This window comes from Ornithinimicrobium avium, from assembly GCF_003351765.1.
Lineage (GTDB): Bacteria > Actinomycetota > Actinomycetes > Actinomycetales > Dermatophilaceae > Ornithinicoccus > Ornithinicoccus avius.
Window position 1 is genome coordinate 1716925 of the sequence record NZ_CP031229.1, and the last position, 24796, is coordinate 1741720.

The following is a 24796-nucleotide window of genomic DNA, read 5'->3' on the forward strand; positions in this document are numbered from 1 at the left end:
TCCCGTCAGCTGCCGCAGCCGCCGGCGCCGCAGGCGCAGCCGCCCAGGCTCCCGCCGCCACAACCGTCGGTGTCCATCGCCCCGGCGGTGACGGCGGCCAGCTCCTCCGCGGAGCGGGGCCGGGCACCGACCTGCTCGCCGAGCCGGACGAAGACGTCCACGAGCCGGCGCACGTGCCACCGGTGCTCGTGCTGCTCGTGGCGCGTCACCGTGGCGCCCGTGAGCCGGTCAGCCAGCCAGGTGGCATGCCCGGCAGGGCTGACCTGCGAGTCCACGCCCCACCACAGGTCCACGGGGCAGCGCACGTCGGCGGGGTCCAGCCCCCACGGCTCCTGCACCTGGACCATGTCGGTCACGATGCCCTCCGCCCCGGCGTGCTGACCGAGCCCGACCTCGAGCTGGTCGCGCAGGAAGACCGGGTCCTGCAGCGCCAGCGCGTGCAGCATCCGCTGCTGCTCGTCCATGTCGCGCAGCCACTCCCGCTCACCCATGCCGGGACTGCCCTCATCGGCGCCGCGCGGCGCCAGCGGCCAGACCAGGGTCAGCGCCGCGACCCGCTCCGGGTGCAGGGCAGCCAGGGCGAGCGCCGCGCCGGTGCCGCCGGAGCCGGCGAAGACACCCACCGGACCCTCGATCCCCGCCGCATCCAGCACGGCCACGACGTCGGCGGCCAGATCACGGACGGGACGGGCCTCGGAGCCGGGCGACTCGCCATACCCGGGACGGTCGTAGCTGACCACCCGCAGGCCGAGCGCGTGCAGCACGTCCCTGCCGGGGGTGCCGCTGAAGCGGGAGCCGGGGGTGCCGTGGAGGGCGACCACGGGGACGCCGTCCGGCGCCCCCTGGACCCGGTAGGCCAGGCCGGTCGCGGTGGTGCGGGTCGGGGTCGGGGTGGTGGTGCTCACCACCCGAGTGTCTCAGAGCCAGCCGGAGCGCTTGAAGGAGCGCCAGAGCACCAGCACCACGAGGGCCATCACCGAGACCGCGAGGGGATAGCCGACGATCCAGTGCAGCTCGGGCATGTGGTCGAAGTTCATCCCGTAGATGCCCGCGATCAGGGTGGGGATGGTGATCATCGCCGCCCAGGCCGAGATCTTGCGCATGTCGGAGTTCTGCTGGACGCCGATCTGGGAGAGGTGGGTGGCCAGGGCGTCGGTGAGCAGCGCGTCGTAGGACTCGATGTCCGCCAGCACCGAGGACAGGTGGTCGGACACGTCGCGGAACTGCAGGCGCAGCTCGTTGGAGTGCACGAAACCCTCCTTCTCGGTGAGCTGGCGCAGCGGCATCTGCAGCGGCAGGGCGGCACGGCGGAACTCCAGGACCTCCCGCTTGAGCCGGTAGATCGTGGTGGAGTGCGCGCGGTTGCTGCCGCCGAAGACCTCGCGCTCGATGTCCTGGAGGTCCTTGCCGACCTCCTCGTCGACGTTCTGGTAGGTGTCCACGACCTTGTCGACCAGACCGTGCAGCACCGACAGCGGCCCCTCTCGCAGCAGCTCCTGCTCGTGCCGCTCCAGGCGTTTGCGCACGTTGTGCAGGGGCGCGACGTCGCCGTGGCGCAGGGTGACGGCGAAGTGCTCGCCGATGACCGCCATCAGCTCACCGGTCTCGATGTCGGAGGTCGAGTCGTCGTAGCGCAGCGTCTTGACCACGGCGAAGATCGTCTTGTCGTAGACCTCGACCTTGGCGCGCTGGTTGCCCGAGAGGATGTCCTCGACCGCCAGCGGGTGGAGGTCGAGCTCGGCGGCGACGAAGGAGAACTCCTCGGCGGTGGGGTCCTTGAGCCCGACCCAGACGAAGTCGCTGTCCGGGGCTCCGTCGGCGCGCAGGGCGGCGAGCGCCTCGCTGAGGTCGCCGCAGTCCTGACGCTGTCCGTCGCGGTAGACCGCCTGGTCGACGATCACCCCATACCCGCGCGGTGTCTCAACCCCGGTGGAAGGCCCGGCGCAGCAGACCCAGCAGGATCGCGGTGCCGGCGACGCCGCCGAGCACGACCGCGAGGCGGTCCAGGCGGGGGTTGCCGTCGGCGTCGAAGGCGGCGTCGTTGGCCTTGCCCTTGAGCGAGGCGATCGCGTTGGCCTTGAGAGTGTCGGGGCTGACCCTGTAGGCGAGCTCGTCGACCGTGCGAGACATCCGGTTGCGGGTGGCTGTGAGGTCGGCCTCGATCTCGGTCACGGAACGGGCGGGCTGCTTTCCTGCCATGTGCGTCGTGCCCCTCGGGTAGATGGTCGGCGGTACTGCTGAGACGATAACGCAGAACGTCCGTCCCCGAACCCTGGAGGTCACCCGCATGTCCCGCCTCGAGCCCGGTCAGCCCGCCCCCGCCTGGACGCTGCCCACCGCTGACGGCAAGGAGCTGAGCCTGTCCGACCTCGCCGGGCAGAAGGTCATCCTCTACGTCTACCCGGCGGCAATGACGCCCGGCTGCACCACCCAGGCGTGCGACTTCCGCGACAACCTCGCCGTCCTCCAACGGGCGGGGTATGCCGTGGTCGGGATCTCCCCCGACTCGCCGGAGAAGCTGGCGAAGTTCATCGAGAAGGAGGGTCTGACCTTCCCGCTCGTCTCCGACGAGTCCAAGGAGGTGCTCACCGCGTACGGCGCCTTCGGGGAGAAGAAGCTGTACGGCAAGACCGTCACCGGGGTGATCCGCTCGACGTTCGTCCTCGACGAGCGGGGCGTGGTCGAGCTGGCGAGGTACAACGTGCGGGCCAAGGGCCACGTGGCCTCACTGGCCAAGCAGCTGGGGGTCGGGCTGCCTGCTGCCTGACCGACGACGACCGTCGACCGGCAGCGCCAGTGCCACGCGCCGCCCGAGCACCGCGAAGGCGAACATCGTCGGCAGCGCCGCGCTGCCCATCGAGGTGAACGACAGGATGCCGAGCGCCAGCGGGACCTGCAGAGCCAGCAGCAGCGCAGGCAGCAGCGGACGGTAGCGCCGCACCAGCAGCGTGCTGCCGAGCACGGTCCCGCCCAGGAGGACGAGCGCGAGACTGGGGACGGTCAGCACGAAGAAGGACGCCTGGGCGAACCGGTTGTAGCCGGTCCACTGGGTCCAGTAGTCGATGAGGACGGCCACGCACGCCAGCGCGTAGCCGCCGAGCAGCACGCGCCATGCCAGCCGTTCCCACCCCGTGGGCCGGCGCCTCCGGTAGACGACGACCGCGCACAGGGTGAAGGCCAGGAAGACCGGGAGCCACACCTTGCCGTAGGTCAGGTAGACGGTGTCGGGGTCGGCCCAGTCGAGCAGCGGCCGCAGGACCCGCCTGGCCGGGTCGGACCACCACCTGGTCAGCGGCTGCTGCAGGTCGCCCTGGCCGTCGACGGTGTTGTGGCGGGCGAGGGCGTGCAGCTGGCCGAGGACCAGGCCCGCCCAGGCGGCTGCCCAGGCGAACCGACCGACGGCCTGCTGGGACTGCTCGGTGGACAGGAACGTGCGTGCCATGGCGACCTCCGGGTCGTGGGGGCCCGTGGACCGGGCCGTGCTCTCCCGACGCTAGGGACGCGCCCGGGCGCGGTCGTCGCCCTGCGGGTCGGACCGCTCTCAACCCCTGGGTTGAGGCGTCCGGCCCCGGATGCTCGTACGCTCGGAGGCGTGCACCTCAGCGTGCGGTCCTTGCGCCCGTGGGACGTCCTGCTCCCCGCCGGGCTGGCCACGATCGGCGTGGCGGAGCTGGTCGCCCTGCGGCCCTCCGGCTGGGCCGCGGCCGCCGCCCTCGAGGTGGTCGCCGCCCTCATCCTGGTATGGCGTCGCGCCGCCGGTCTGTTGACGGCCACCCTCGCCGCGCTCGTGCTGCTCCAGATGCCCTGGATCGGTCCGCAGCTGGACGAGGCGGCCGCCCCGATCCTGTTCTGCGCGGTCTGCGGCTACACCCTCGGCCGCTGGGTGCGCTCCTACCGCGGCCTGTGGGGCGTGGCCGTGATCGCGGCCGCCTTCGCGGTGGACTACCTGCTCGTCGACGAGCGCGTGCACGGGGTGGGCGACGTGATCTTCCTCGGGACGCTGATCCTGCCGCCCTACGTCTTCGGCCGCGTCACCCGGCGCCTGGCCGACCAGGCCGAGGAGCTGCGGGACGCGCAGGAGGCGGTGCGCCGGGCGGCCGTGCACGCCGAGCGGCAACGGGTCGCCCGCGAGCTGCACGACGTCGTGGCGCACTCGATCAGCGCCATGGTCGTGCAGACCGACGCGGCCCGCGAGCTGCTCGCCAGCGACCCCCTGCGGGCCCGCTCGGTGCTCGCCGGCGTGTCGGACACCGGTCGGCGCGCGCTGTCCGACACCGGTCGGCTGCTCCATCTCCTGCGCGACCCCGACGACGAGCTGGGGCTCGGCCCGGTGCCCGGCCTGGCACAGGTTCCCGCGCTCGTCGAGGCCTTCCGGGCCGAGGGCCTGGACGTCGACCTGAACCTGCCGACCGAGCTCCCGGCGCTGCCCGCGGGGACGGACGTGTCGGCATACCGGGTCGTGCAGGAGGGGCTGACCAACGCGCTGCGCTATGCGGCCGACCACCGCGCGTCGGTGTCGGTCACGACGCTGCGCGACCGCCTCGACATCCGGACGAGCAACGCGGCGGGCACGACCGACCCCGAGAGCGTCGGCGCGGGCCTGGGGCTGCTCGGGCTCGCCGAGCGGGTGCATCTGCTCGGCGGGACGCTGGAGCACGGGACCCGCGGCGGCCGGTTCGAGCTCGACGTCCGCCTCCCGGTCGGGCCGTGACCGACGGGCTCGCCCCGCGGCGGGTCGTCGTCGCCGACGACCAGGACCTCGTCCGGTCCGGGCTCGAGATGGTCCTCACCGGGCGCGGCGTGGAGGTGGTCGGGACCGCCGCGGACGGGCGGCAGGCGGTGGAGGTGGTCCGCAGGACGGGACCCGACGTGTGCCTGATGGACATCCGCATGCCGGTGCTGGACGGCGTGGCCGCGACCGCAGAGCTGACGCGGCTGGGCTGCCCCACCCGGGTGCTGGTGCTGACCACCTTCGACCTGGACTCCTACGTCTACGGCGCTCTGCGGGCGGGAGCGGCCGGCTTCCTGCTGAAGACCACCCCGCCGGACCGGCTCGTCGATGGCATCGCCACCGTCGCCGCCGGCGAGTCGCTCCTGGCCCCGTCGCTGACCCGCCGGCTGATCGAGGAGCACGTGCTCGGCCCGCCCCCGCACGAGGGCACTCCAGCGGAGCTGCTCGGGCTCACCCCCCGCGAGCTGGACGTCCTGCGGCTGATGGCCGGCGGGCTGTCGAACGCGCAGATCCAGGACGCGCTGGTCGTCTCGCCCGCGACCGTCAAGACCCACGTCAACCGGATCCTGGGCAAGTTGGGCCTCACCTCGAGGGTGCAGGCGGTGGTCCTGGCCTACGAGACGGGTCTCGTCCGGCCGGGACGGGAGGACGGTGCGCCCGGCGGGACTCGAACCCGCACACCGCGAGGCACAGGAACCTAAATCCTGCGTGTCTACCAGTTCCACCACGGGCGCGCGAGGGTCAAGACTAGCTGCCGGGCTATAGACACCCGCCATGACCTGCACTAACGTCCAGGCATGGACTCACGTGTTGCAGGCAGGATCCGGCTCACCGCCGTCGCGCTCTCTACGTTCGCGCTCTCTGTCGGGAGCGTCCTTCCGGGTAACGCCGCACCGAAGACCTACGACTACGACGCGCTGGGCGACTCCTTCGCGGCCGGCACGGGCGTCGACCCGAGCCAGGCCTACCCCAACGTGCTCGACGGCAGGATGAAGATCGCCCTGGACGACTTCGTCGCCGTCTCGGGCGCCACGGTCCAGACCATGCTGACGGGGCAGCTCGGCACGCTGGACGAGGACACCGACGTGGTGACGATCACGGTCGGCGGCAACGACATCGAATGGGGACAGGTGGTCCTCGCCTGCCTGGCGCGGCCGGACCCGGTGTGCGCCGCTGCCGTCGCACAGGTGGAGCAGGGGATCACGGCCGGGCTGCCCGCCCTGCTGGAAGCGGCCTACACGCAGGTGCGCGCGGCAGCACCGGACGCACACGTGGTCGTCACCGGCTACCCCCGCCTCTTCTCCCCGGAGTACGGCGCCTACACGGTGCCGCTCAGCCCGGACTCCTCGCTCGAGGCGTCCGTCGCCGAGCAGCAGATGATGAACGACGCCGCCGACCTGCTCAACGCGACGATCCGCACCACGGCGGAGGCGCACGGCTTCCAGTTCGTCGACGTCACGAGGCGGTTCAAGGGTCACGGCGTGAACTCGCCCGACGCCTACCTCTTCGGCGTCCTGGACCCGGCGCCCTTCCACCCGAACGTCGACGGCCAGCACGAGTACGGCGTGGCGCTGCGCTCGCAGATCAACCCCAACAGCCTGCGACGCTGACGGCGGCACCCTCGGCAGGTCTGTCGGGGGTACTGCCTACGCTAGAGCCCGTGACGCAGCACGGGCCCGCAGCACGCTCGACGCCGGTCGACCGCCACCGGCTCGAGGCGCTGCGCTATGCCGTCAACGACGAGGCGGTCCAGTACGTCGCGATCATGCGGATCTTCACCGGCGGCCTGTCCGGGCTCATGTCCGACCAGGGCGCTGCCGAGGTGCAGGCCAGCCTGGCCGAGCAGGGGATCGAGCTCGACCTCGACACCGTCGACGACCGGCTCAGCTACCTCGTCGAGCACGGCAACCTGGCCCGCAGCCCGCGCGAGGCCGAGGCGCGCACGCTGGCCGACTACCTGCGCAACCGGGCCCGCTACCAGCTGACCCAGCGCGGCGAGCTGGTCCACCGCCAGGTCGAGGAGCTGCTCGGCCACACCGAGTCGGCGCGGGAGGTCTCCAGCCAGCTGCTCGGCGGCATCCTGGCGGGGCTCACCGCCCTCGTCGAACTCGACCCGCGCCAGCTCGGGCAGGTCGACCCCGACGCGCTGGCCCGCGACATCACCACAATCTTCGCCCAGTTCGACGAGCTGGTGCGCAGCACGCGGGAGTTCTACACCTACCTCACCCAGGTGCTCTCCCGCTTCGACCTGGACCGGGCCGAGTTCCAGCTCTTCAAGACCGCGCTCATCGACTACCTCCAGCGCTTCGTCGACGAGGTCTCCCGGCACATGCCGCAGCTGGCCGAGGTGGTGCGGCGGATCCAGCCGGCCGTCCCCGCGCTCGTCGCCCGCGCCGGTGCCGGCGAGCGACTGCTCGACCTGCACGGGCGCGCCGCGCGCCGGTCGGCCGGCCTCCAGGTCGAGGACTGGCACAGCCTGCGCGCCTGGTTCGCAGGCGACGGGACGCGAGCCAGCGACGCCGACGGCGTCCGCCACCTCGCCACCGCCGCGATGCGCTCGCTGCTGACCAACCTGCGTCGCATCGCCTCCTCGGCCGACCGGGAGCACGGCCGGTACGCCGACCTGGTCCGGCTCGCCTCCTGGTTCGACACCGCCGACGACGACACCGCCCACGCGCTGTGGGCCGGGGTCTTCGGGCTGTATGGAGCACGCCACCTCGGGTTCGTCGCCGACGACCCCGAGCGCGCCCTGCCCCGACCACGTCGTGGTGGCGGGCGCCGCGCGCGGAGGTCCCGGTGATGCTGCGCACGCAGGGCAAGCGCACGGTGAGCGGCCGCAGCGCCCAGCGCGAGGACTTCGCCGCCGCCAAGTCGGCGCGCCTGGCCGAGCGGGCGGCGGCCGAGCGGGCCCGCGCCGCCGCGGTCGCCGAGATCCTCGCCCACCCCGGCCGGATGGAGCGCGTGCGCGTCAGCGACGCCGCGCGGGAGGTCCTGCTCGACCTGTATGCAGACGCGCTCGCCGTGGGCGCCGACGGCACCGGTCCCCCGGTCACCGGCATCCCGGGCGCGGCGGCGCAGCTGGTCGTCCACTCCGACCCGGCGGCCCGGACGGTGGTGGCCAGCCCCTCCGGCCGGCTGACCCTCGTGGGCCGCAGCCTGGAGGTCCGGCTCGAGCGACCCCATACCTCCTCGACGGAGGCGACCGGATGACCGACGACACCACCACGACCCACGCGACGGCCATCGACCCGCAGGACCTCGCCGAGCGGCAGCGCGCCGCCCGGGCGCTGATGCTGCGTCCGCTGCTCACGGCCCACGGGCCGGACGCCGACGACCTGCGCCTGGTGCGGCGGCACCAGGGCGAGCTGACCAAGATGTTCGCCGAGGGGCTGGGCTACCGGCTGCAGGTCGACCCCACCTCCGCCCGCCTCTACAAGGCCGGGCTCGGCGCCGACCCAACCCGGCCGCTCCGCCGGCGCAGCGGCGCCCCGTTCACGCCCCGCGCCTACGCCTTCCTGTGCCTGACCGTCGCCGCGCTCACCCGCGCGCGCAGCCAGCTGCTCGTCGACGAGCTGGTCCAGCAGGTGCGCTCGGCCGCCGTCGACGCCGGCATGGAGGTCGACCTCGACGGTGTCGCCGACCGCCGGTCGCTGCACGCGGCCCTGCTCGTGCTCGTCGGTCACGGCGTGCTGCGCGAGCGGGACGGTGACCTGGAGCACTGGGTCGACCAGCGCACCCAGTCGCTGCTCGACGTCCGCCGCGACCTGCTCGGCCAGCTGGTCAGCGCACCGCTGTCCGCCGCGCGCAGCCCGGGCGAGGTGCTCGAGCAGGCGGCGCTGCCCTCGGCGGTCGGCGGTGCCCGGCGCGAGACCCGGCGCCGGCTCCTGGAGTCGCCGCTGCTGACTCTTGAGGAGCTGCCGGAGGAGCACGCGGAGTGGTGGCGGCGCAACCGCAACCGCGAGCGCGACTGGTACGACTCCCGCTTCGGGCTCCAGCTGGAGCTGCGGGCCGAGGGCGCCGTGCTCGTGGACCCGGACGACGGCTTCACCGACGAGTCCTTCCCGGGGGCCGACAAGACCCGGCAGCTCGCGCTCCTGGTCCTCGAGCGCCTCGCCGATACCGTCGCGAGCGGAGGCGGCGGGGACGACCGTGCCTGGCGCGCCATACCCTCCACCACTGCCCTCGACCAGTCGCTCGAGGTGCACCGGACCTGGATCGACCGGCTCCGGCGGGACCAGCGCGAGGACCCCGACGGGGCGGTACGGGACGCCCTGGAGGTGCTCGTGCGCTTCGGCCTGGTCCGTCGCGACGGGGCGCAGCTGCTCGTGCACGCTGCCGCCACCCGCTACGCGCCGCAGGTCACGCTGGCCGAGGCGAGCACCACCGGGGAGCGGTCCCTGTTCGACGACACCGGCGACGCCGGCGACGAGGAGTGAGGGCATGACGACGACCGCGACGAGCGGGCAGGACCGCTACCGGATGAACCGGGCGGGGGTCCTCAACGTCTGGCAGTACGACGAGCAGGTCTTCGACTTTGCCGACGGACGACTGCTGCTGCGCGGGACCAACGGCGCCGGCAAGTCCAAGACGCTGGAGATGCTGCTGCCCTTCGTCATCGACGGGGACGCCTCCCGGCTCACCGCCTCGGGCCGGCACCACACCAGCCTGGTGTGGCTGCTGCTGGACGGCTACGAGGGGCAGGCGCGCACCGGCTACGTCTGGCTGGAGTTCGCCCGGACCGGGGAGGACGGCGAGCCGCAGACGCTCACCTGCGGGGTGGGGATGCGGGCGACCGCCTCGGCCAAGCGGGCCAGCTCGTGGTTCTTCACCTCCTCCAGGCGGGTGGGTGAGGACCTGGCGCTGGACGACTCGGCAGGGCCGCTGGGCCAGTCCGCGCTGGCCGCCGCGCTCGAGGACGACGAGCTCGGGCAGGTCTTCGACAGCGCGCGGCGCTACCGCGAGCACGTCGGGCAGATCCTCTTCGGGCTGCCACCGGAGCAGTACGACTCCCTCCTGCGGCTCATCTACTGGCTGCGCCAGCCCCAGGTCGGCGAGGACATCGACCCGCGCCGGCTGGCCGAGCAGCTGGTCAACGCGCTTCCGGTGCTCGACTCCGGCACGGTCAGCGACGCCGGCGCGACCTTCGACGAGCTGGAGGCCTTCGGCGAGGACCTCGACCGGCGCGAACGCGCCGCCCTCGCGCTGACGGACTTCGTGCAGACGTATGCCGGTTATGCCCGGTCGGTCATCGCCGACCGGGGACAGGCGGCCCTCGACGCGGCGAGCGCCGTCACCGGCGCGCGGCGCCGGGTGCGCGGGAGCGAGCGCGAGCTGGAGGAGGTCGCGCAGCGGCTGACCTCGGCGACCGAGGCCATCGCCGCGGCCGAGCAGGAGCGCGCCGGGTCCCAGGCGCGCCGCGCCGCCCTGGAGTCCGGCCCCGAGGCGCGGTCCCGCGACCGCCTGGTCGAGCTTGGCCGGCGGGCCGCCGACCTCGGGTCGGCCCTGGAGCGGGCGTCCACGGACGTCGACCAGGCGGCGGGCAGGGCCGTGCGCAGCGGCGACCATGCGGACGCGGGGTGCACCGCCGTCCACCGGCGGACCCAGGCGCTGCATCGGGCGACCGGCGAGGCAGCCGGGGCGGCCTCGCGCGCCGGCGCCCGCCCGGGGCCGGCCCCAACGGCGGCGGTCCTGAGCTCCGCGCCGGTCTGGGCCGCGCCGGCGGACCTGGCGACCACGCAGGACCAGCTCGCGGCCGCCGGCGAGACGCACACCGGCTGGGCGGCGCAGGTGCGCACGCTCGTCGGCCAGGTGAAGGCCGCCGTCCAGGTCGTCGAGGAGGCCCGGCGCGCCGGCGAGGCCGCCCAGGCCGACGCGCGCCGCGCGGAGGAGTCCGCGGAGGCGGTGCAGTCGCGCACGGAGGCGGCGCGCGCGCTCGTCACGGAGGCGGAGCGCGCGGTGCGCGCGGCCGAGACCGAGCTGTCGGAGGCGCTGGGCTCGTGGCGCTCCGACCCTGTGGCCGTGCCGCTGGAGCTGCCCGAGCTGAGCCGTGACGGGCTGGCGGGCCTGGAGTCCTTCGTCGCCGCGGCCGCGGCCCCGCGGCAGGCCGAGGTCGGGCGCAGCCTGGCGGCGGCCGAGCAGCAGGAGTCAGCTGCCCGGACCCTGCTGGCGGACCTGCGGGAGCGCCGCGCCGCCGTCGACCGGGAGGTCGACCCGGCGCCCGCTCCCCCGCCCTGGCGCCGGGACGCGCGCGACGAGCTGCCCGGGGCGCCGCTGTGGCGGCTGGTCGACTTCCGCGAGGACGTGCCCGCCTCCGACCGCGCGCGTCTGGAGGCGGCACTCGAGGGCGCCGGCCTGCTCGACGCGTGGGTCACCCCGGGGGGTGCGCTGCTCGACGGTGACCGGCAGGACGTCGTGCTCACGGCCGCCGCCCGCACCGGTGCGGGCGAGGACCGGGACGGCCTGGGCGCCGTCCTCGCGCCCGACCCGGACGCGTCGGACCTGGTCGCCCCGGAGGTGGTCGTCCGGGTGCTGCGCCGCGTCGGCCTGCTCGACGACGGCGCGTCGGCGCAGGGGGTGCCGGTGGCCGTCTCGACCGTGGGCGCCTGGGTCGTCGGACCGGCGCACGGCCGCACCAGCAAGGACACCGCGCAGTTCATCGGGGCCAGCGCCCGCGCCGCTGAGCGGGCCCGGCGCGCCGCCGAGCTGGACGCGCTCATCGCCGAGCAGGAGACCGGGCGGGACGCGGCGGCGGCCGCCGCACAGGCTGCCCGCGACCTGCTGGCCGCCCTGCAGGCCTGGCTCGCGGCCCGCCCCCGCCACGACCGGGTGCTCGCCGCGTGGGCCCGCGAGGAGTCTGACCGGGAGCACCTGGAGCGCGCCGAGACCGAGCTGCGTGCCGCCCTGGACCGCGCCCGGGAGGCACGGGAGCGGGCAGCGGCACGGCATACCGAGCTGGTCGCGCTGGCGCAGCGGCACGACCTGCCCGTCACCGCGCAGGAGCTCGACGCCCGCCGCGAGCTGGCGCGGTCCGCCGAGGAGGCGCTGTCGGGCCTCGAACGGGCGGCCGCGGCGCTGACCGGCGAGCTGGCGACCTGGCGAGAGCGTGCCGAGCGGGCCCGGGAGGACGCCGAGCAGCTCGACGCGCGGCGGTCCGCGCACGAGCGGGCGGGGGCCGCCTGGCAGCCCGTGCACGCCGAGCACGAGGAGCTCGCGGCTGCGGCCGGGGCCGAGATCGCCGACCTGGAGCGCCGGATCACCGAGCTGCGCCGCGCCGAGGAGGCCGCCGCCGCGGAGCAGGCCGCGCAGGCGAGGTCACGGGACGCCCTGCTCACCGCGCAGGGCACCGTCGAGGGGCGGCTGGACGGCGAGCGGGCGGCGCTCGCCGACGCCGAGCCGCGCCGGGAGGAGGCCTTCGAGGCGCTCCGGGCGCTGCACGCCATACCCGGTCTGGTCGCGTCGGCCGACGTGGGCGCCGACCCCGACCGCCCACCGGCGGACCGGGACGAGGTCAAGGAGCTCGTCGGGCGCAGCGGCTCCGGCCACCGCACCAGCAACGAGGTGCTGCAGGCGATGACCGCGCTGCAGAGCGGGCCGGCGTCCACGCACGAGCCGCGCCTGGTGCAGACCGGTCCTGGCGACGTGTTCGCCGCGGTGGCCCGCGACGACAGCGCCGGCGACCAGCCGGTCGCCCGGCTCGCGGAGGTGCTCTCGACCCGGGTGGCCACCGACCGGGAGCTGCTCACCGAGCGCGAACGGGACCTCTTCGAGACCCATGTGCTCAGCCAGCTCGGCGACGCGCTGCGGGGCGTCCGCCGCCAGGCCGAGGAGCTGGTGGCGGCGATGAACGACCAGCTCACCACCGTCACCACCTCCCAGGGCATCCGGGTCCGGCTGCGCTGGCGGCTGCGCGAGGACATCCCCACCGATGCGCGCCGCGCCGTCGAGCTGCTCGGCCAGCCCCTCGGAGCGCTTCTCCCGGACGAGCGGACCGAGCTGCGCGAGGCTCTGCACCGGCTCATCGACCTGTCCCGCTCGGAGGCCCCCGAGGACTCCTACGCCGAGCACCTGGAGCGGGCGCTGGACTACCGGCAGTGGTTCGCCTTCACCGTCCAGTACCTCCGCCCCGAGGTGCAGCAGTGGCGCGACCTGCACCGCAAGAGCGCCCTGTCCCAGGGCGAGCAGAAGGTGCTGTGCTACCTGCCGCTGTTCGCCGCGGCCGCCGCGCACTTCACCTCGCTGGCCGGGGCCGCGCCGCACGCGCCGCGCTTCGTGCTGCTCGACGACGCCTTCCCCAAGATCGACGCCCGCACCCACCCGCGGCTGTTCGGGCTGCTCGTCGACCTCGACCTGGACTTCGTCATGACCAGCGAACGGCTGTGGGGGACGCACGCGAGCGTGCCCTCGCTGGCCATCTACGAGGCGCTGCGCAGCCCGGCGCAGCGGGGCATCGCCCAGTTCGAGCACCGCTGGGACGGGCAGCAGCTCACCGCCGTCGGAGCGCACTGAGTGAGCAGCACCTGGTGGGCCGCGCCGGCCCTGTCCCGCACCTGGGCGCTCCTCGCCGAGCGGCTGGAGCGGGAGGGCCTGGAGGCCCGCGGGCTGGTCACCGTGCCCGACCTGGATCGTGAGGAGCAGCGCGCCCTGTCCGACCTGCTGGGCCGCAGCGTGCTGACCGGGCGGGTCCGGGTGGACCTGGCGGCCGTGGACCGGCGCCTGCGCGAGCGGGCAGGCACCGACCTCGTCGCGGCGGCCAGCGCCGTGCTCGGGCGTCCGCTCGCGGACCGTCCTGCCGCCCGGGCGGCGCGGGCGGCCCGGCAGGAGGAGCCGTATGCCGTCTTCGCCGCCTGGCGCGATGCCCATCCCGGTGCCGCCGACGCCGGCCTCGACGACCGGCTCGACGACTGGCTGGCCGCGCTGCGCCGGGACGGGGTGCTCGGTCGCGACGCCGACCCGGCGGCCCTGGTCGGGGACGCGCTGGCGGTGCTGTGGCACCAGCGGGACCACCTGGGCCGTGGCGGCGCCGGTGCCATCGCCGCCCCGCCCGTCGCCCGCACCGAGCTGGCGGCCCGGCTGCTCGGGGACGCCCACGCCCTCGACGACGACCGCCGGCTGGGCGCCGTGGTGCTGCGCGCGGCCCGGCTCCTGCGCGAGGATGTCGGGACGGCCAGGGACGGGGACGGGGCCGGGGACGGGGCTGGGGCTGGGGCTGGTGAGGAGCCCCGCTCTGCGCGGGAGGAGTGGGAGTCGGTGGGTGTCCTGACCGACCGGATCTCCTCCACCTGCCTGACGCTCGGTCTGCTGCCCTCCGGCGAGGGGCCGCTGGCGCAGCGGGTCGGGGCGTATGCCGAGGCGCGTGCGGTCCTGCACCTCACCTGGCGCGACGTCGACGAGGGGTTGGCCCTCGCCCCCGGGCAGAGCGTCCTGGTCTGCGAGAACCCGCGGGTGGTCGAGTCGGCCGCCGCGTCCGGGCCGTCCGGGGTCGGGCTGGTCTGCACCAGCGGCCGCCCCGCGCTGGTGACCCTCGAGGTGCTGGCCAGGCTGCGGGACGCCGGCGCGCTGCTGCGCTACCACGGCGACTTCGACTGGGCCGGGCTCGCGATGGCGCGGGACGTGGTCCGACGCTTCGGCGCCCGGCCGTGGCGGATGTCGGCTGACGACTACCTCGCCCTGCCCGCCCGGCTGCCGCTGCACGGCACCCGCGTCGAGGCGTCCTGGGACCCCGAGCTCGCGCCCGCCATGGCCCGGCGCGGCCTCGCGGTGCACGAGGAGGCGGCGCTCCCGGCTCTGACCGAGGCACTGGTCGAGCTCACGTAGCGCCACCACGCTCGCTTGTCCTCACGCGCCCCCGGCCAGCTGAGAGATCAGGTGGTCGGGGGTGCACAGGGCGGGTCCGGTCGACAGGCCTGTGTCGGGCAGCCGTGTCAGGCAATGCCGGGGCTCCGGCCCTGCGGATGCCTGACACAGATGTCTGACATGGGCGAGGGTCAGCGCGCATGCAGCCGGAGGTCCGGGTCGAGCGCACGCAGGTCGTCGGGGTCGGTGGTGACGACGGCAGTCCCTGAGCGACGGGCACAGACCACGACGTGGGCGTCCGCTATGTCACGGGTACGGCGGTGCGCCAGGAGGCGCCCGATCCTCGTGGCCTCGACCCGGTCCAACGGGACCACCTCGGTCAGTGGCTGGCGGAGCAACCTCGCCAGCCTGGCCTGTCGGGCGGTGTCTCGGACGGCCTGCGCCAGCGCAGACGCCGGGGGATCACGACCCGCGCGCCGACGCTCTCGGCGCGCGCGAGCAGCAGGATGACCCTGCGGTCGCCCCGGTCGAGCTGGATCAGCGGCCCGGCGTCCAGCGTGATCCCGCTCATCCCTCACCCTGCGGAGGCTGCCCCGACCCGAGCACGCCGTCGGCCCACGCCTGCTCCTCGAGGACCACCTCGTCGATGTGGTTGTCGGCTGCGGCGAGCAGGAACAACCGCCCGTCCCACAGCAGCTGTCGACCGTCGACGGACGGCTCCCAATCGCACGTGGACGGCCCGCCCCGCTCTGCACCAGAGAAGGCAGCACCGCTGCCCACAGGGTGACGAGGGGGTGGTCCGTCGGGACTACGCCAGGATTCATCGGCACCTCGTGCGGATCGGTGAACAGCGGCCGGTGGGAGCGCCGGAAGGACCGCAGCCAGGCCGTCTCCTCGGGGTTGAGCGGTGGGTCGATCCGGAACGCCCCCAAGTAGTGCGTGCTGTAGCCCATCGTGGTCTCCTCGTCGGATCACGGAGGCCGGCATGACCCACATCGCGCTTGTCGGCCGCGATCCCCAGCAGGCGCGTGAGTACGCACGATCGCGACGCCTGTGCCCTACCGCGGGTCTGGCGAGACGGCCGCGGGCCACGGGATGGCCGACCTGAGCGACCAGCTGCGGGAGATCGCCTGCGACCTCGCACCAGAGCGCACGTTCGAGGGCGGACGGTGGTGCGCGATGGACGGATGTCGTGTCACGGTGGTCCGCCGCGACGGCAGAGACGTCAGCACCGCCGACGAGCACCGGTTCTTCCCTGCGTGGCGCTGCAGCGGCCACCTGACCGTGGCCCTGCACGGCGACGTCTTCGCCGTCACCCCTCATGGTTGGACCGGGACGATCGAGGAGTGGTATGGGCTGCTCCCCTCGCTCGCGCCGTCAGCCTGACTCGCGCCGTCACCCTGATCAGCCGAGCAGCGCCTCGCCGCGGATGGTCGTGCTGACCCGGCCGCCGACCCAGACGTCGTCGCCCTCCAGCTCGACGGACACCCGACCGTCGCGCCGCAGGCGCGAACCCTGTCCGGCGACGTAGCGCGCGGGGAGCCGACCAGCCCCGCCCAGCCACTGTCCGATGCCGGCGTTGAGGCTCCCTGTGACGGGGTCCTCGACGACCGCGCCCCCGTCGCGGAAGAAGGCACGCACCTCGACGTCCTTGCCGACGGCGCCAGGGTCGGGCCACCGGCCCACGATCCCGAGCGCCAGGCCGAGGACGTCACCGTCGGTGCCGGGCGCGGCGAAGTGCTCGGCGACCGGCTCGACCGCCAGCACCGCCCGGGCGTCGGCGAGCTCGACGCCGAGCCAGCCGGGGCCGTTGTCGATCCACTCCATCGCGACGATCTCCTCCTGGCCGAGGCCTAACGCGGCCCTGACGAGAGCGGCCCGGTCCCGGTCGACCGGCCCGGAGCGCAGCAGCGCCGGTGCGGCGAAGGCCAGCTGCGGCGCCAACCGCACCGGGACCAGCCCGGCGCCGCACTCCTGCACGACGCGGTCGGCGTGCCTCGGCCGGCCGCCGGCCTCGAGCCAGGCGTGCGCGGAGCCGAGCGTGGGGTGACCGGCGAAGGGCAGCTCGCCGGCGGTCGTGAAGATCCGCACCCGGTAGTCCGCGTCCGGGTGGGTCGGCGGCAGCAGGAAGGTCGTCTCGGACAGGTTGGTCCAGCGGGCGAACGCGGCGAGGGTCTCCTCGCCCAGGCCCTGCGCGTCGTGGACGACCGCCAGCGGGTTGCCCGAGAGACCGGACCCGCCCCCGAAGACGTCGACCTGGCGGAAGGCTCTGGGCGCGTGCGGATCGGTCGCGGTCATGCCCTCATTCTGCGGGGCCCTCAGTCCTTGGCGGTCCGGGTGGTCGAGGCCAGCAGACGCCGGGCCCGTCGTCCGAGGTCGCTGAGGTCCACCCGCCCGGCCTCGGCCGCGGTCGCGAGCCGCTGGGCCAGGTCCAGCGCCTCGTCCAGCTCCGGTGCGGCGACCGCGGCGCCCTGCCCCATGTCGCGCAGGATCGTGGCCTCGGTGCGGGAGGCGACCAGGGGCTCGGCCACCCCCTCGACCCACACCCTCGTGCGGCTCCGTTCGCCACGCTCGTCGCCGCTGATCCGCTCGAGGGCGTAGATCCGGTCGGCACGGGCGAACGTGCCGAAGCCCAGGGCCACCATCCGCGTCGAGGAGGTCACGGCACCATCCTGGCACCCCTCAGCCGCGGGCGCCCCCCGAGCCCAGGACCTGCAGGCCCACGTCCGGCACCCCAGGGGTGAGAACCCGCCAGCCCCGGCCCCACGTGCGCGCCTCGCCGACGACGGCCCCGGCGAGCTCGGTGGTCGTCAGGCAGAGCACGGTCGGGCCGGCGCCGGAGACGACTGCGGCGTGGCCCAGCCCGCGCAGTGTGTCGACCGCGCCCATCGTCACCGGGTAGGCGGGTCGTCGCTGCTCCTGGTGCAGCCAGTCCTGCGTGGCGTCGAGCAGGAGCGCCGGCTCGGCGGTGAGCGCGTGGACTAGGAGCGCCGCGCGGCCCGCCTGCTGCACCGCCTCGGCGCGGGCCACCTGCGGGCCGAGCACGGCGCGCGCCGTCGCGGTGTCCAGCCGCTGGTCCACCGGGACGAGCACGACGGGGACGACGTCCGGGTGCAGGACCGGCCGCGCCGTGCGCACCACCAGCAGCGAGGGCATCCACGACACGGTCAGACCGCCGAAGACGGACGCCGAGGAGTTGTCCGGGTGTCCCTCGGCGATCCCGGCGTGCGTGTTCACCAGGCCCAGGTCGGCCTCGGTCAGGTCGCCCCCTCGCGCCAGCGCGAAGCCGAGCCCGAGTCCCGCCACGATCGCGGTCGCCGACGAGCCCAGGCCCGCCGACATCGGGATCGTGTTGCGACAGGTCAGCCGCAGCCCGTAGCCCTCGAGCCAGCCGATGCCGCACGCCCCCAGCGCGTCCCGCAGACGGCGGGCCACCAGGTGCGAGCCGTCCCGCGGCAGGCGGCGGGCACCCTCCCCCTCGAGGGCCACCTCCAGGTGACCCGGCTCGGGGAGCACCTCCACGTCATACCCGTCGAGCATCCCCAGCGCGAGCCCGACGGCGTCGAACCCGGGACCGAGGTTGGCGGTGCTGGCGGGCACGGTGATCCGCACCCGCAGCCCCGGCTGCAGGGGCGGCATCACTCCAGGCCGAGCGCGGCAGCAGCGCTGACGACGTCGACGCTGACCCTCACCGGCTCCACGTCCGCCCCGGAGGCGTCGCGCAGCGCCCACTGCGGGTCCTTCAGCCCGTGACCGGTGACCGTGCAGACCACGGTCGCCCCCGCCGGCACGCGTCCCGCCGCGTGGGCCTTGAGCAGCCCGGCGACCGAGGCGGCCGAGGCCGGCTCGACGAAGATCCCCTCGCGCGCGGAGAGCAGCCGGTGCGCCACGAGGATCTCCTCGTCGGTGACCGAGTCGATGAGCCCGCCGGACTCGTCGCGCGCCGCCTCGGCCTGCGACCAGGAGGCCGGGTTGCCGATGCGGATCGCGGTCGCGATCGTCTCCGGGTCGGCGACCGGGTGGCCGAGCACGATCGGCGCCGCGCCAGCAGCCTGGAAGCCGAACATCTGCGGGCGCCGGGTGGCCGGACCGTCGGCGGCGTACTCCGTGTAGCCCTTCCAGTAGGCGGTGATGTTGCCGGCGTTGCCGACCGGCAGACAGTGGATGTCCGGCGCGTCGCCGAGCGCGTCGACGACCTCGAAGGAGGCGGTCTTCTGCCCCTCGATGCGGGCCGGGTTGACCGAGTTGACCAGCTCCACCGGGTAGGCCTCGGCCAGCTTGCGCGCCAGGTCGAGGCAGTCGTCGAAGTTGCCGTCGACCTGGATGAGGGTGGCCCCGTGCGCGACCGCCTGGGACAGCTTGCCCATCGCGATCTTGCCCTCCGGGACGAGCACCCCGCACGCCATGCCGGCCTTGGTCGCGTAGGCCGCGGCGCTCGCGGACGTGTTGCCCGTCGACGCGCAGATGACGGCCTTGGCGCCCTTGGCCGCGGCCGCGGAGATCGCCGCGGTCATCCCGCGGTCCTTGAAGGAGCCGGTCGGGTTGAGGCCCTCGTACTTGACGTGCACCTGCGCGCCGGTGAGCCCGGAGAGGTGCTCGGCGGGGATCAGCGGCGTGCCGCCCTCGCGCAGCGTGACGACGCGCTCGGTGATCGTCGCGGGCAGACGGTCGGCGTACTCCGCGATCACGCCGCGCCACTGGTGCGCCATGGTGCCTCTTCTTCTCGGGTCGGGGGTGCTCGGGACAAGGGTATGAGGTGGCGCGCGTGGGCGGGCACACGGTGCTCCCGCGGACGGCCCCAGGGAGATTTCCCGGAACTCCACCAGGCGACCACCTTCTGTGCTTGGATGACGCTGTCGACTCGTTCGCTGTGCATCTGCACTCACCAGGGGGGAACCTTGAACCGGCTCAGCCCGGGCCGCGCGCCATGGCGTCCGCGACGTCCTACGCCCGGGCGGGCGGCGTGGACCGCTACGGCGTCGTCGCCATCGAGGACGGCGCCTTCACCGCCGCCGCAGCGATCGCCGCGTACGGGCCGTACGTCTTCGGGGACGGGACCGTCACCGTGGCCCGAACGACCGCGGAGTTCACCTCGCTCGTCTCCGGGTGCCTCAGTGATCCCCTGCAGGTGGAGGCGATCGAGGTCAACCAGGCGATCCAGGACTGGGACAACAGCGTGCCGCTCGTCCAGGGGCGCACGACCCTGGTGCGGGTCTTCCTGGAGACACTGGTGTGTGCTCGTGGACGAGGACGCGGTCGCGGATCGCAGCACGATGGCGGACAGCCTCAACTTCCAGCTCCCGCTCAACTGGACCTTTCAGGACTCCCTGGAGCTCGCCGTGGAGCTGCCCGGCGGTGTCACCTGCGACCCGGAGCTGAGCGGCACCAGCGCGCAGTGCTCGGAGACCGTCGGCTTCGGGGTGACTTCGCACCGGACGTGCAGTACCGCGGGATCAGCTTCGAGGAGGACGAGTCCGTCGTCGAGCCCACGCATGCCGACCTGTGGGAGCAGAACGACCGGTTCTTCGCGCAGTTCCCGGTCGGCGGGAACTACAGCATCGGCTTCCAGAACCTCACCGTCGACGAGCGTCCGACCGACCTGGGCGACATGAACGAGACGCTCCAGACGGCGAAGGAGCTCGCCGACGCCCCGCAGGAACAACGCTGGTACGGGGTCATCCCGGACTTCGACGACGGGACCGAGGGCGGCCTGTCGTCGGGCCGGGTGGCCTCGGGGTTCGACGCCGACCTCGAGGGCGAGCGCGAGGGCGGACACGCCCGCAACCGGGTGGTGCACGAGCTCGGTCACTCCTACGGGCTGCACCACAGCGTGAACGCCGCCCAGAACGGCTGGACGAAGATCCTCTGGATCTTCGACGACATGAAGAGGGGCTGGTGCGACGAGGTGGCCGACGGCAGCGCCGCGGACTACCCGGACTGGACAAGCATGGGCGCCCGGACCGTCGCTGCCCTGGGGCCTGTGGGTGACCCGCAGACCGAGATCTGGGGCGTGGACCCGCGCTACCTCGACTCGGACGAGGACCTGCTGCTGTCCGCGCCACACACGAACACCTCGCTCATGTCCTACTGCCGGGGGACCGACCAGTCGGGGCAGGCACGGTGGATCGGCAAGCGCGACTACGTGCAGCTGCTGACCGACGACCACGAACCGATCAGCGACGACCCCGACGCCGGGGCCGGCGACATGATCCGTGGCGTCATCGCGGCGGACGGGCAGAGCGCCGAGCTCAGGCCCGCGCTCGGGGTCGACCTCGCGCCGGTCGCGGACGACCCGACGGGCACGCACGCGCTGGTCCTCCGGGACGCCGCCGGGGGCGAGCTGTGGCGGACCCGCTTCACCCCGGTGGCCTCCCACGGGGAGCCCGAGACCGGCGGCGACGTCGCAGCCTCACCCTCGATCTTCAACGTCGTGGTCCCCGAGGGGCTGGCGGGGGCCGCACGGGTCGAGCTGCTCGCGGGCGGTACGACGCTGGCCGACCGCACCGTCTCCACCAGCGCGCCGGAGGTGTCTGTCCCGGCGCCGCAGTCCGGCACCGCCGACCGGCTCACCATCACCTGGTCGTCGTCGGACGCGGACCAGGACGAGCTTCGTCACACCGTGCTCTACAGCCCGGACGACGGCCAGACGTGGAGCCCGATCGGCATCGACCTGAGGGGCACCTCGATGTCCGTCGCCAGGTGGTCCCTGCCCGGGAGCAGCGCGGCGCGGATCAGGGTCATCGCGAGCGACGGTCTGCGCAGCACGACGCACACCTCGCCGGCGTTCGCCCTGCCGAACCTCGCGCCGACGGTGGCGGTCGACAGGCCTGCCGACGGATTCGTGGCGACCGGGGCACAGATGATCCAGCTCGCCGCGACCGCGGTCGACGCCGAGGACGGTCAGCTGGGCGCCTCGGTCGTCTGGAGCTCGGACCTCGATGGCCGGCTCGGGACCGGCGCCTCGTTGGTGCAGCGCGACGACCTGCTGAGCGAGGGCACCCACACGATCACGGCGACCGTGACCGACTCCGGCGGCGCCACGGCCAGCGCCAGCGTCACGGTCACGGTGCAGCGCGTGGCGGCGGCCGAGCCGCCGTCGGACTACGTCTTCGGAGGCTTCGAGCCGCCCGTGTCCCCGGACGGCAGCGTCAACGCCGGCCGGACCATACCGATCAAGTGGACCGTCACCGGCACCGACGTGAGTGACACGACGGTGGTGTCCGGCTCCTTCACGGACGGCGGTGCCACCTACGACCTGGTGCGCAGCGGCGCCACGTGGCACGTCAACGCCGCCACGCCGAGGGAGTGGGCCGGGACCACGCGCACCTTCCGGGTGGTCCTCGACGACATGTCTGTGCACGAGTTCGACCTGGTCTTCCGATGAGCTCGTCCGCCGGCCGCCGGTGCCTGGTGACTGTCGCCCTGACTCTCGCGGCGGGTCTTCCGGCGGCCTGCGGCACGCACACGGTCGGCCCGGCCGAGCCGTCCGGTTCGACAGGCCCGGCCGAGCCGTCCGGTTCGACAGGCCCGGCCGGTCCGTCCGGTTCGACCGGACCGGTCGTGTCGGGAGGACTGGTCGGGCACATGTCCGGCACGTCCGACGTGGCGGGCCAGCCCGGCGACCCGGCCCTCGGGGGCGGCGGGCTGGCGGTGATCCCGGTCGAGGCCATGGACGACCGTTTCTGGGGCCTCACGGGGCAGGAGCGGGTCGACGACCCGAGGGGTTGGTCCTACCTGGCGTTCCCGCTGAGCGAGGCGCAGGTCGCCGAGCTGGGGGGCACGGTGGTCCCGATCGACGACGCGGGCGGCTTCCGGGTCGCGGTGCCGCCCGGGGAGTACGGCGTCTGCCGGTGGCCGGACGAGGTCGGGGGCGGCGTCACCGGGTGCGACGCCGTGGACCTGCCCGCCGAGGGCGAGCTCGAGGCGACCGACGGCGAGGCCGGGTTCCGGATCGACGTGGTCGGCTGAGCCTTCAGCCGAGCAGCGCCTCGACGTCCTGAGCCAGCGCCCGGAACGCCTCGCCCCGGTGGGAGACCGCGTTCTTCTCCTCCGCGGAGTGCTCGGCCAGCGTGCGCCCGTCCGGGCGCACTAGCAGCGGGTCGTAGCCGAAGCCGTTGGTCCCCCGGGGCTCGCGGCCCACGACGCCGCGGCACCGGCCCTCGCGCACGACCTCGGCGCCCGTCGTGCCGGGCTCGTCACCGGGCAGCACGAGCGCGGCCGCGCACACGAAGGCGGCGGCCCGGTGCTCGTCGGGCACGTCGGCGAGCTGGGCGAGCAGCAGCCGGTTGTTGGCCTCGTCCTTGTCCAGGCCGGCCGCCCCGGCGAGCGGCCCGGCCCAGCGCGCCGAGAACACGCCGGGCGCCCCGCCGAGGACGTCGACGGCCAGCCCCGAGTCGTCGGCGAGCGCCGGCAGCCCGGTGGCGGCTGCTGCATACCTCGCCTTGAGGAGGGCGTTGTCGGCGAAGGTGACGCCGGACTCGACGACGTCCTCCAGCCCCTCGAAGGCGTCGAGCCCGACGAGCCCGAGGCCCGTGCGCCCCAGGACGGAGGCGAGGACCTGGCGCAGCTCGACGACCTTGTGGTCGTTGCGGGTGGCCAGCACCAGCCGGCGACCGCTCACCGGCGCCTCACCACGTCGGCGGGCCCTGGTCCACGTCCGCGCCGGCCTCCTCCGCGTCGGAGCCGCCGATGTCGTCGCCCCCGAACGCGGCCGCCTGGCGGGCGGTGAGCTCCGCGCAGCCCTCGGCGGCGGCGTCGAGCATCGCGTCCAGCAGCTCGCGGTCGAAGGGCACCCCCTCGGCGGTCCCCTGGACCTCCACGAAGCGGCCGTCGCCGGTCATCACGACGTTCATGTCGGTCTCGGCGGTCGAGTCCTCCTCGTAGTCGAGGTCCAGCAGCGGCTCGCCGGCGACGATCCCCACGCTCACCGCGCACACGGTGCCGACGATCGGCTCGGCGTCGGCCTTGATCAGCCCCTGGGCGCGGGCGGTCTCGACCGCGTCGACGAGCGCGACGTAGGCCCCGGTGATGGCCGCGGTGCGCGTCCCGCCGTCGGCCTGGAGGACGTCGCAGTCGAGCTGGATGGTGTTCTCCCCCAGCGCGTCGAGGTCGACGACCGCGCGCAGCGACCGTCCGATGAGGCGGCTGATCTCGTGGGTGCGCCCGCCGATCCGGCCCCTGACCGACTCGCGGTCGGAGCGGGTGTGGGTGGCGCGCGGGAGCATGGCGTACTCCGCGGTCGTCCACCCCTTGCCGCTGCCCTTGCGCCAGCGCGGCACACCGGCGGTGAAGGAGGCGGCGCACAGCACGCGGGTGCGCCCGAACTCGACGAGGACGCTGCCCTCGGCGTGGTCGAGCCAGTTGCGGGTGATGCGGATCTCGCGGAGCTGGTCGGTGTCCCGACCGTCGTGACGGGTCATGGCACCAGGGTATGCGGTGGCAGCCGCCGGCCTCGTCGCCCCGCCCGGCGGGTGCCGGGCGGGGCGGGGCTCACCTCATACCGCGGTGTATCCGCCGTCGACCAGGTAGTAGCCGCCGGTGATGAAGGAGGCCCGGTCCGAGAGCAGGAAGCTGACGAGGGCGGCGACCTCCTCGGAGCGGCCCAGGCGACCGACCGGGTGCTTGGCGACCAGGGCCTCGCGCACCTCGTCGGGGATCTGCGCCAGCAGCGGGGTGTCGATGTAGGCCGGGCCGACCGCGTTGACGCGCACGCCACGCTGGCCGTAGTCGACGCCCGCCTGCTTGGTGAGGCCGACGACGCCGTGCTTGGCGGCGGTGTAGGCGGAGGCGCCCAGGCCCGTGGCCACCGTCCCGTGGATCGAGGCCATGTTGACGATCGCGCCGCCGCCGGCTTCCTCGATCGCGGGCAGCTGGTAACGCATCCCGTAGAGCACGCCGTTGAGGTTGATGTCGATGACCTGCTTCCAGTCCGCCAGGTCGAGCTCGCCGGCCGGGTCCGGACCGGCGCCGACGCCGGCGTTGTTGACCGCCAGGTGCAGGGCCCCGTAGCGCTCGACCGCGACCCGCACGGCCTCCTCGTTCTGCTCGGGGACCGAGGTGTCCTGCCGCAGCGCGGACGCGGTGCCGCCCGCCGCCACGATCTCGTCGGCGACGCGCTGCGCCGCCGCCTCGTCGATGTCGGTGACGAGCACCGAGGCGCCCAGCGCCGCCAGGTCCTTGGCGCAGGCCGCGCCGATGCCCGAACCCGCGCCGGTCACCAGGGCTGTCCTGCTGTCGAAGTCTCCCATGGTCGTGGTCCTTCCTCTTCCTCGG

24 protein-coding genes, 1 tRNA gene and 1 pseudogene are annotated in these 24796 nt (G+C 74.3%); 12 read left to right on the forward strand and 14 right to left on the reverse strand.

Annotated features, from left to right (window positions below; translation table 11 throughout):
• Positions 1-5: 5 nt before the first annotated feature.
• Genes DV701_RS07745 through DV701_RS07755 form a run of 3 tightly spaced genes read right to left on the reverse strand, consistent with a single transcriptional unit; the run spans position 6 to position 2172 of the window.
• A complete protein-coding gene (locus DV701_RS07745) occupies positions 6-905 on the reverse strand; it encodes an alpha/beta fold hydrolase (protein WP_162802904.1) in 900 nt (299 codons plus the stop codon).
• Between the two features lie 12 nt (positions 906-917).
• The gene (gene corA / locus DV701_RS07750; protein WP_114927799.1) at positions 918-1901 is read right to left on the reverse strand and encodes a magnesium/cobalt transporter CorA; all 984 of its coding nucleotides are present in this window, start codon (positions 1899-1901) and stop codon (positions 918-920) included.
• Between the two features lie 19 nt (positions 1902-1920).
• Positions 1921-2172: a DUF3618 domain-containing protein gene (locus DV701_RS07755; protein WP_162802905.1), complete on the reverse strand. Its 252-nt coding sequence runs from the start codon at positions 2170-2172 to the stop codon at positions 1921-1923.
• A 115-nt stretch (positions 2173-2287) separates the two neighbouring features.
• Between DV701_RS07755 and bcp the strand changes: the two genes are divergently transcribed.
• On the forward strand, positions 2288-2767 hold the full coding sequence (gene bcp / locus DV701_RS07760; RefSeq protein ID WP_114927801.1) for a thioredoxin-dependent thiol peroxidase: 480 nt from the start codon (positions 2288-2290) through the stop codon (positions 2765-2767).
• On the opposite strand, the gene DV701_RS07765 is transcribed toward bcp, so the two are convergent.
• Complete coding sequence (locus DV701_RS07765; protein WP_114927802.1) at positions 2726-3442, reverse strand: hypothetical protein; 717 nt, start codon at positions 3440-3442, stop codon at positions 2726-2728. The two genes, bcp and DV701_RS07765, sit on opposite strands and share 42 nt — an antisense overlap.
• Positions 3443-3592: 150 nt before the next feature.
• On the opposite strand from DV701_RS07765, the gene DV701_RS07770 reads away from it, so the two are divergent.
• Together DV701_RS07770 and DV701_RS07775 are read left to right on the forward strand one after the other, a co-directional pair.
• The gene (locus DV701_RS07770; protein ID WP_114927803.1) at positions 3593-4711 is read left to right on the forward strand and encodes a sensor histidine kinase; all 1119 of its coding nucleotides are present in this window, start codon (positions 3593-3595) and stop codon (positions 4709-4711) included.
• 68 nt (positions 4712-4779) lie between these two features.
• Entirely contained in the window at positions 4780-5433 is a 654-nt protein-coding gene (locus DV701_RS07775; protein ID WP_162803124.1) for a response regulator, read from the forward strand.
• Here DV701_RS07775 and DV701_RS07780 read toward each other — a convergent pair.
• A tRNA-Leu gene (locus tag DV701_RS07780) sits at positions 5385-5466 on the reverse strand. The genes DV701_RS07775 and DV701_RS07780 overlap by 49 nt on opposite strands.
• 63 nt (positions 5467-5529) lie before the next feature.
• Here DV701_RS07780 and DV701_RS07785 point away from each other — a divergent pair.
• The 6 genes and pseudogenes from DV701_RS07785 (at position 5530) to DV701_RS07810 (ending at position 14545) form a co-directional block, all read left to right on the forward strand.
• Positions 5530-6342 (forward strand): SGNH/GDSL hydrolase family protein, encoded by an 813-nt coding sequence (locus tag DV701_RS07785; RefSeq protein ID WP_114927804.1) that lies wholly within the window; start codon positions 5530-5532, stop codon positions 6340-6342.
• Between the two features lie 50 nt (positions 6343-6392).
• Positions 6393-7451 (forward strand): annotated as a pseudogene (locus tag DV701_RS19125) (DUF2397 domain-containing protein); the annotation flags it as partial.
• Entirely contained in the window at positions 7412-7942 is a 531-nt protein-coding gene (locus tag DV701_RS19130; RefSeq protein ID WP_114927806.1) for a DUF2397 family protein, read from the forward strand. The pseudogene DV701_RS19125 and the gene DV701_RS19130, both read left to right, overlap by 40 nt.
• Positions 7939-9168 carry a TIGR02678 family protein gene (locus tag DV701_RS07800; RefSeq protein WP_114927807.1) on the forward strand — a complete coding sequence of 410 codons (1230 nt, stop codon included), beginning with the start codon at positions 7939-7941 and terminating at the stop codon, positions 9166-9168. The genes DV701_RS19130 and DV701_RS07800 overlap by 4 nt, the downstream gene beginning before the upstream one ends.
• Before the next feature lie 4 nt (positions 9169-9172).
• Positions 9173-13237, forward strand: a complete 4065-nt coding sequence (locus tag DV701_RS07805; RefSeq protein ID WP_114927808.1) for a TIGR02680 family protein — start codon at positions 9173-9175, stop codon at positions 13235-13237.
• Positions 13238-14545 (forward strand): TIGR02679 family protein, encoded by a 1308-nt coding sequence (locus DV701_RS07810; RefSeq protein WP_114927809.1) that lies wholly within the window; start codon positions 13238-13240, stop codon positions 14543-14545.
• A gap of 170 nt (positions 14546-14715) precedes the next feature.
• Here DV701_RS07810 and DV701_RS19360 read toward each other — a convergent pair whose 3' ends face one another.
• Together DV701_RS19360 and DV701_RS18215 are read right to left on the reverse strand one after the other, a co-directional pair.
• The gene (locus DV701_RS19360; protein ID WP_407669366.1) at positions 14716-14898 is read right to left on the reverse strand and encodes a PIN domain-containing protein; all 183 of its coding nucleotides are present in this window, start codon (positions 14896-14898) and stop codon (positions 14716-14718) included.
• Between the two features lie 5 nt (positions 14899-14903).
• Positions 14904-15095, reverse strand: a complete 192-nt coding sequence (locus DV701_RS18215; RefSeq protein ID WP_162802907.1) for a hypothetical protein — start codon at positions 15093-15095, stop codon at positions 14904-14906.
• 482 nt (positions 15096-15577) lie between these two features.
• Between DV701_RS18215 and DV701_RS07820 the strand changes: the two genes are divergently transcribed.
• Complete coding sequence (locus tag DV701_RS07820) at positions 15578-15910, forward strand: hypothetical protein (RefSeq protein ID WP_114927811.1); 333 nt, start codon at positions 15578-15580, stop codon at positions 15908-15910.
• Between the two features lie 18 nt (positions 15911-15928).
• Here the strand turns inward: DV701_RS07820 and DV701_RS07825 are convergent, their stop codons facing one another.
• The 4 genes from DV701_RS07825 to thrC are packed head-to-tail and all read right to left on the reverse strand — an operon-like array spanning position 15929 to position 19233.
• The gene (locus tag DV701_RS07825) at positions 15929-16822 is read right to left on the reverse strand and encodes a PhzF family phenazine biosynthesis protein (protein ID WP_114927812.1); all 894 of its coding nucleotides are present in this window, start codon (positions 16820-16822) and stop codon (positions 15929-15931) included.
• 20 nt (positions 16823-16842) lie between these two features.
• Complete coding sequence (locus tag DV701_RS07830) at positions 16843-17187, reverse strand: hypothetical protein (RefSeq protein WP_114927813.1); 345 nt, start codon at positions 17185-17187, stop codon at positions 16843-16845.
• A 19-nt stretch (positions 17188-17206) separates the two neighbouring features.
• Positions 17207-18163 (reverse strand): homoserine kinase, encoded by a 957-nt coding sequence (locus tag DV701_RS07835; RefSeq protein ID WP_114927814.1) that lies wholly within the window; start codon positions 18161-18163, stop codon positions 17207-17209.
• A complete protein-coding gene (gene thrC, locus DV701_RS07840) occupies positions 18163-19233 on the reverse strand; it encodes a threonine synthase (protein ID WP_114927815.1) in 1071 nt (356 codons plus the stop codon). Before thrC ends, DV701_RS07835 begins: the two co-directional genes overlap by 1 nt.
• Positions 19234-19451: 218 nt before the next feature.
• Here thrC and DV701_RS07850 point away from each other — a divergent pair, with 218 nt between their 5' ends.
• Complete coding sequence (locus tag DV701_RS07850) at positions 19452-21908, forward strand: hypothetical protein (RefSeq protein ID WP_162802908.1); 2457 nt, start codon at positions 19452-19454, stop codon at positions 21906-21908.
• Between the two features lie 200 nt (positions 21909-22108).
• Positions 22109-22492 (forward strand): hypothetical protein, encoded by a 384-nt coding sequence (locus DV701_RS07855; protein WP_162802909.1) that lies wholly within the window; start codon positions 22109-22111, stop codon positions 22490-22492.
• A gap of 4 nt (positions 22493-22496) precedes the next feature.
• Here the strand turns inward: DV701_RS07855 and rdgB are convergent, their stop codons facing one another.
• The 3 genes from rdgB to DV701_RS07870 form a co-directional block, all read right to left on the reverse strand.
• Positions 22497-23144 carry an RdgB/HAM1 family non-canonical purine NTP pyrophosphatase gene (rdgB, locus tag DV701_RS07860; protein WP_114927819.1) on the reverse strand — a complete coding sequence of 216 codons (648 nt, stop codon included), beginning with the start codon at positions 23142-23144 and terminating at the stop codon, positions 22497-22499.
• Positions 23145-23151: 7 nt separating this feature from the next.
• Positions 23152-23943: a ribonuclease PH gene (rph, locus tag DV701_RS07865; protein WP_114927820.1), complete on the reverse strand. Its 792-nt coding sequence runs from the start codon at positions 23941-23943 to the stop codon at positions 23152-23154.
• A 75-nt stretch (positions 23944-24018) separates the two neighbouring features.
• Complete coding sequence (locus DV701_RS07870; RefSeq protein ID WP_114927821.1) at positions 24019-24771, reverse strand: SDR family NAD(P)-dependent oxidoreductase; 753 nt, start codon at positions 24769-24771, stop codon at positions 24019-24021.
• Between the last annotated feature and the right edge of the window lie 25 nt (positions 24772-24796).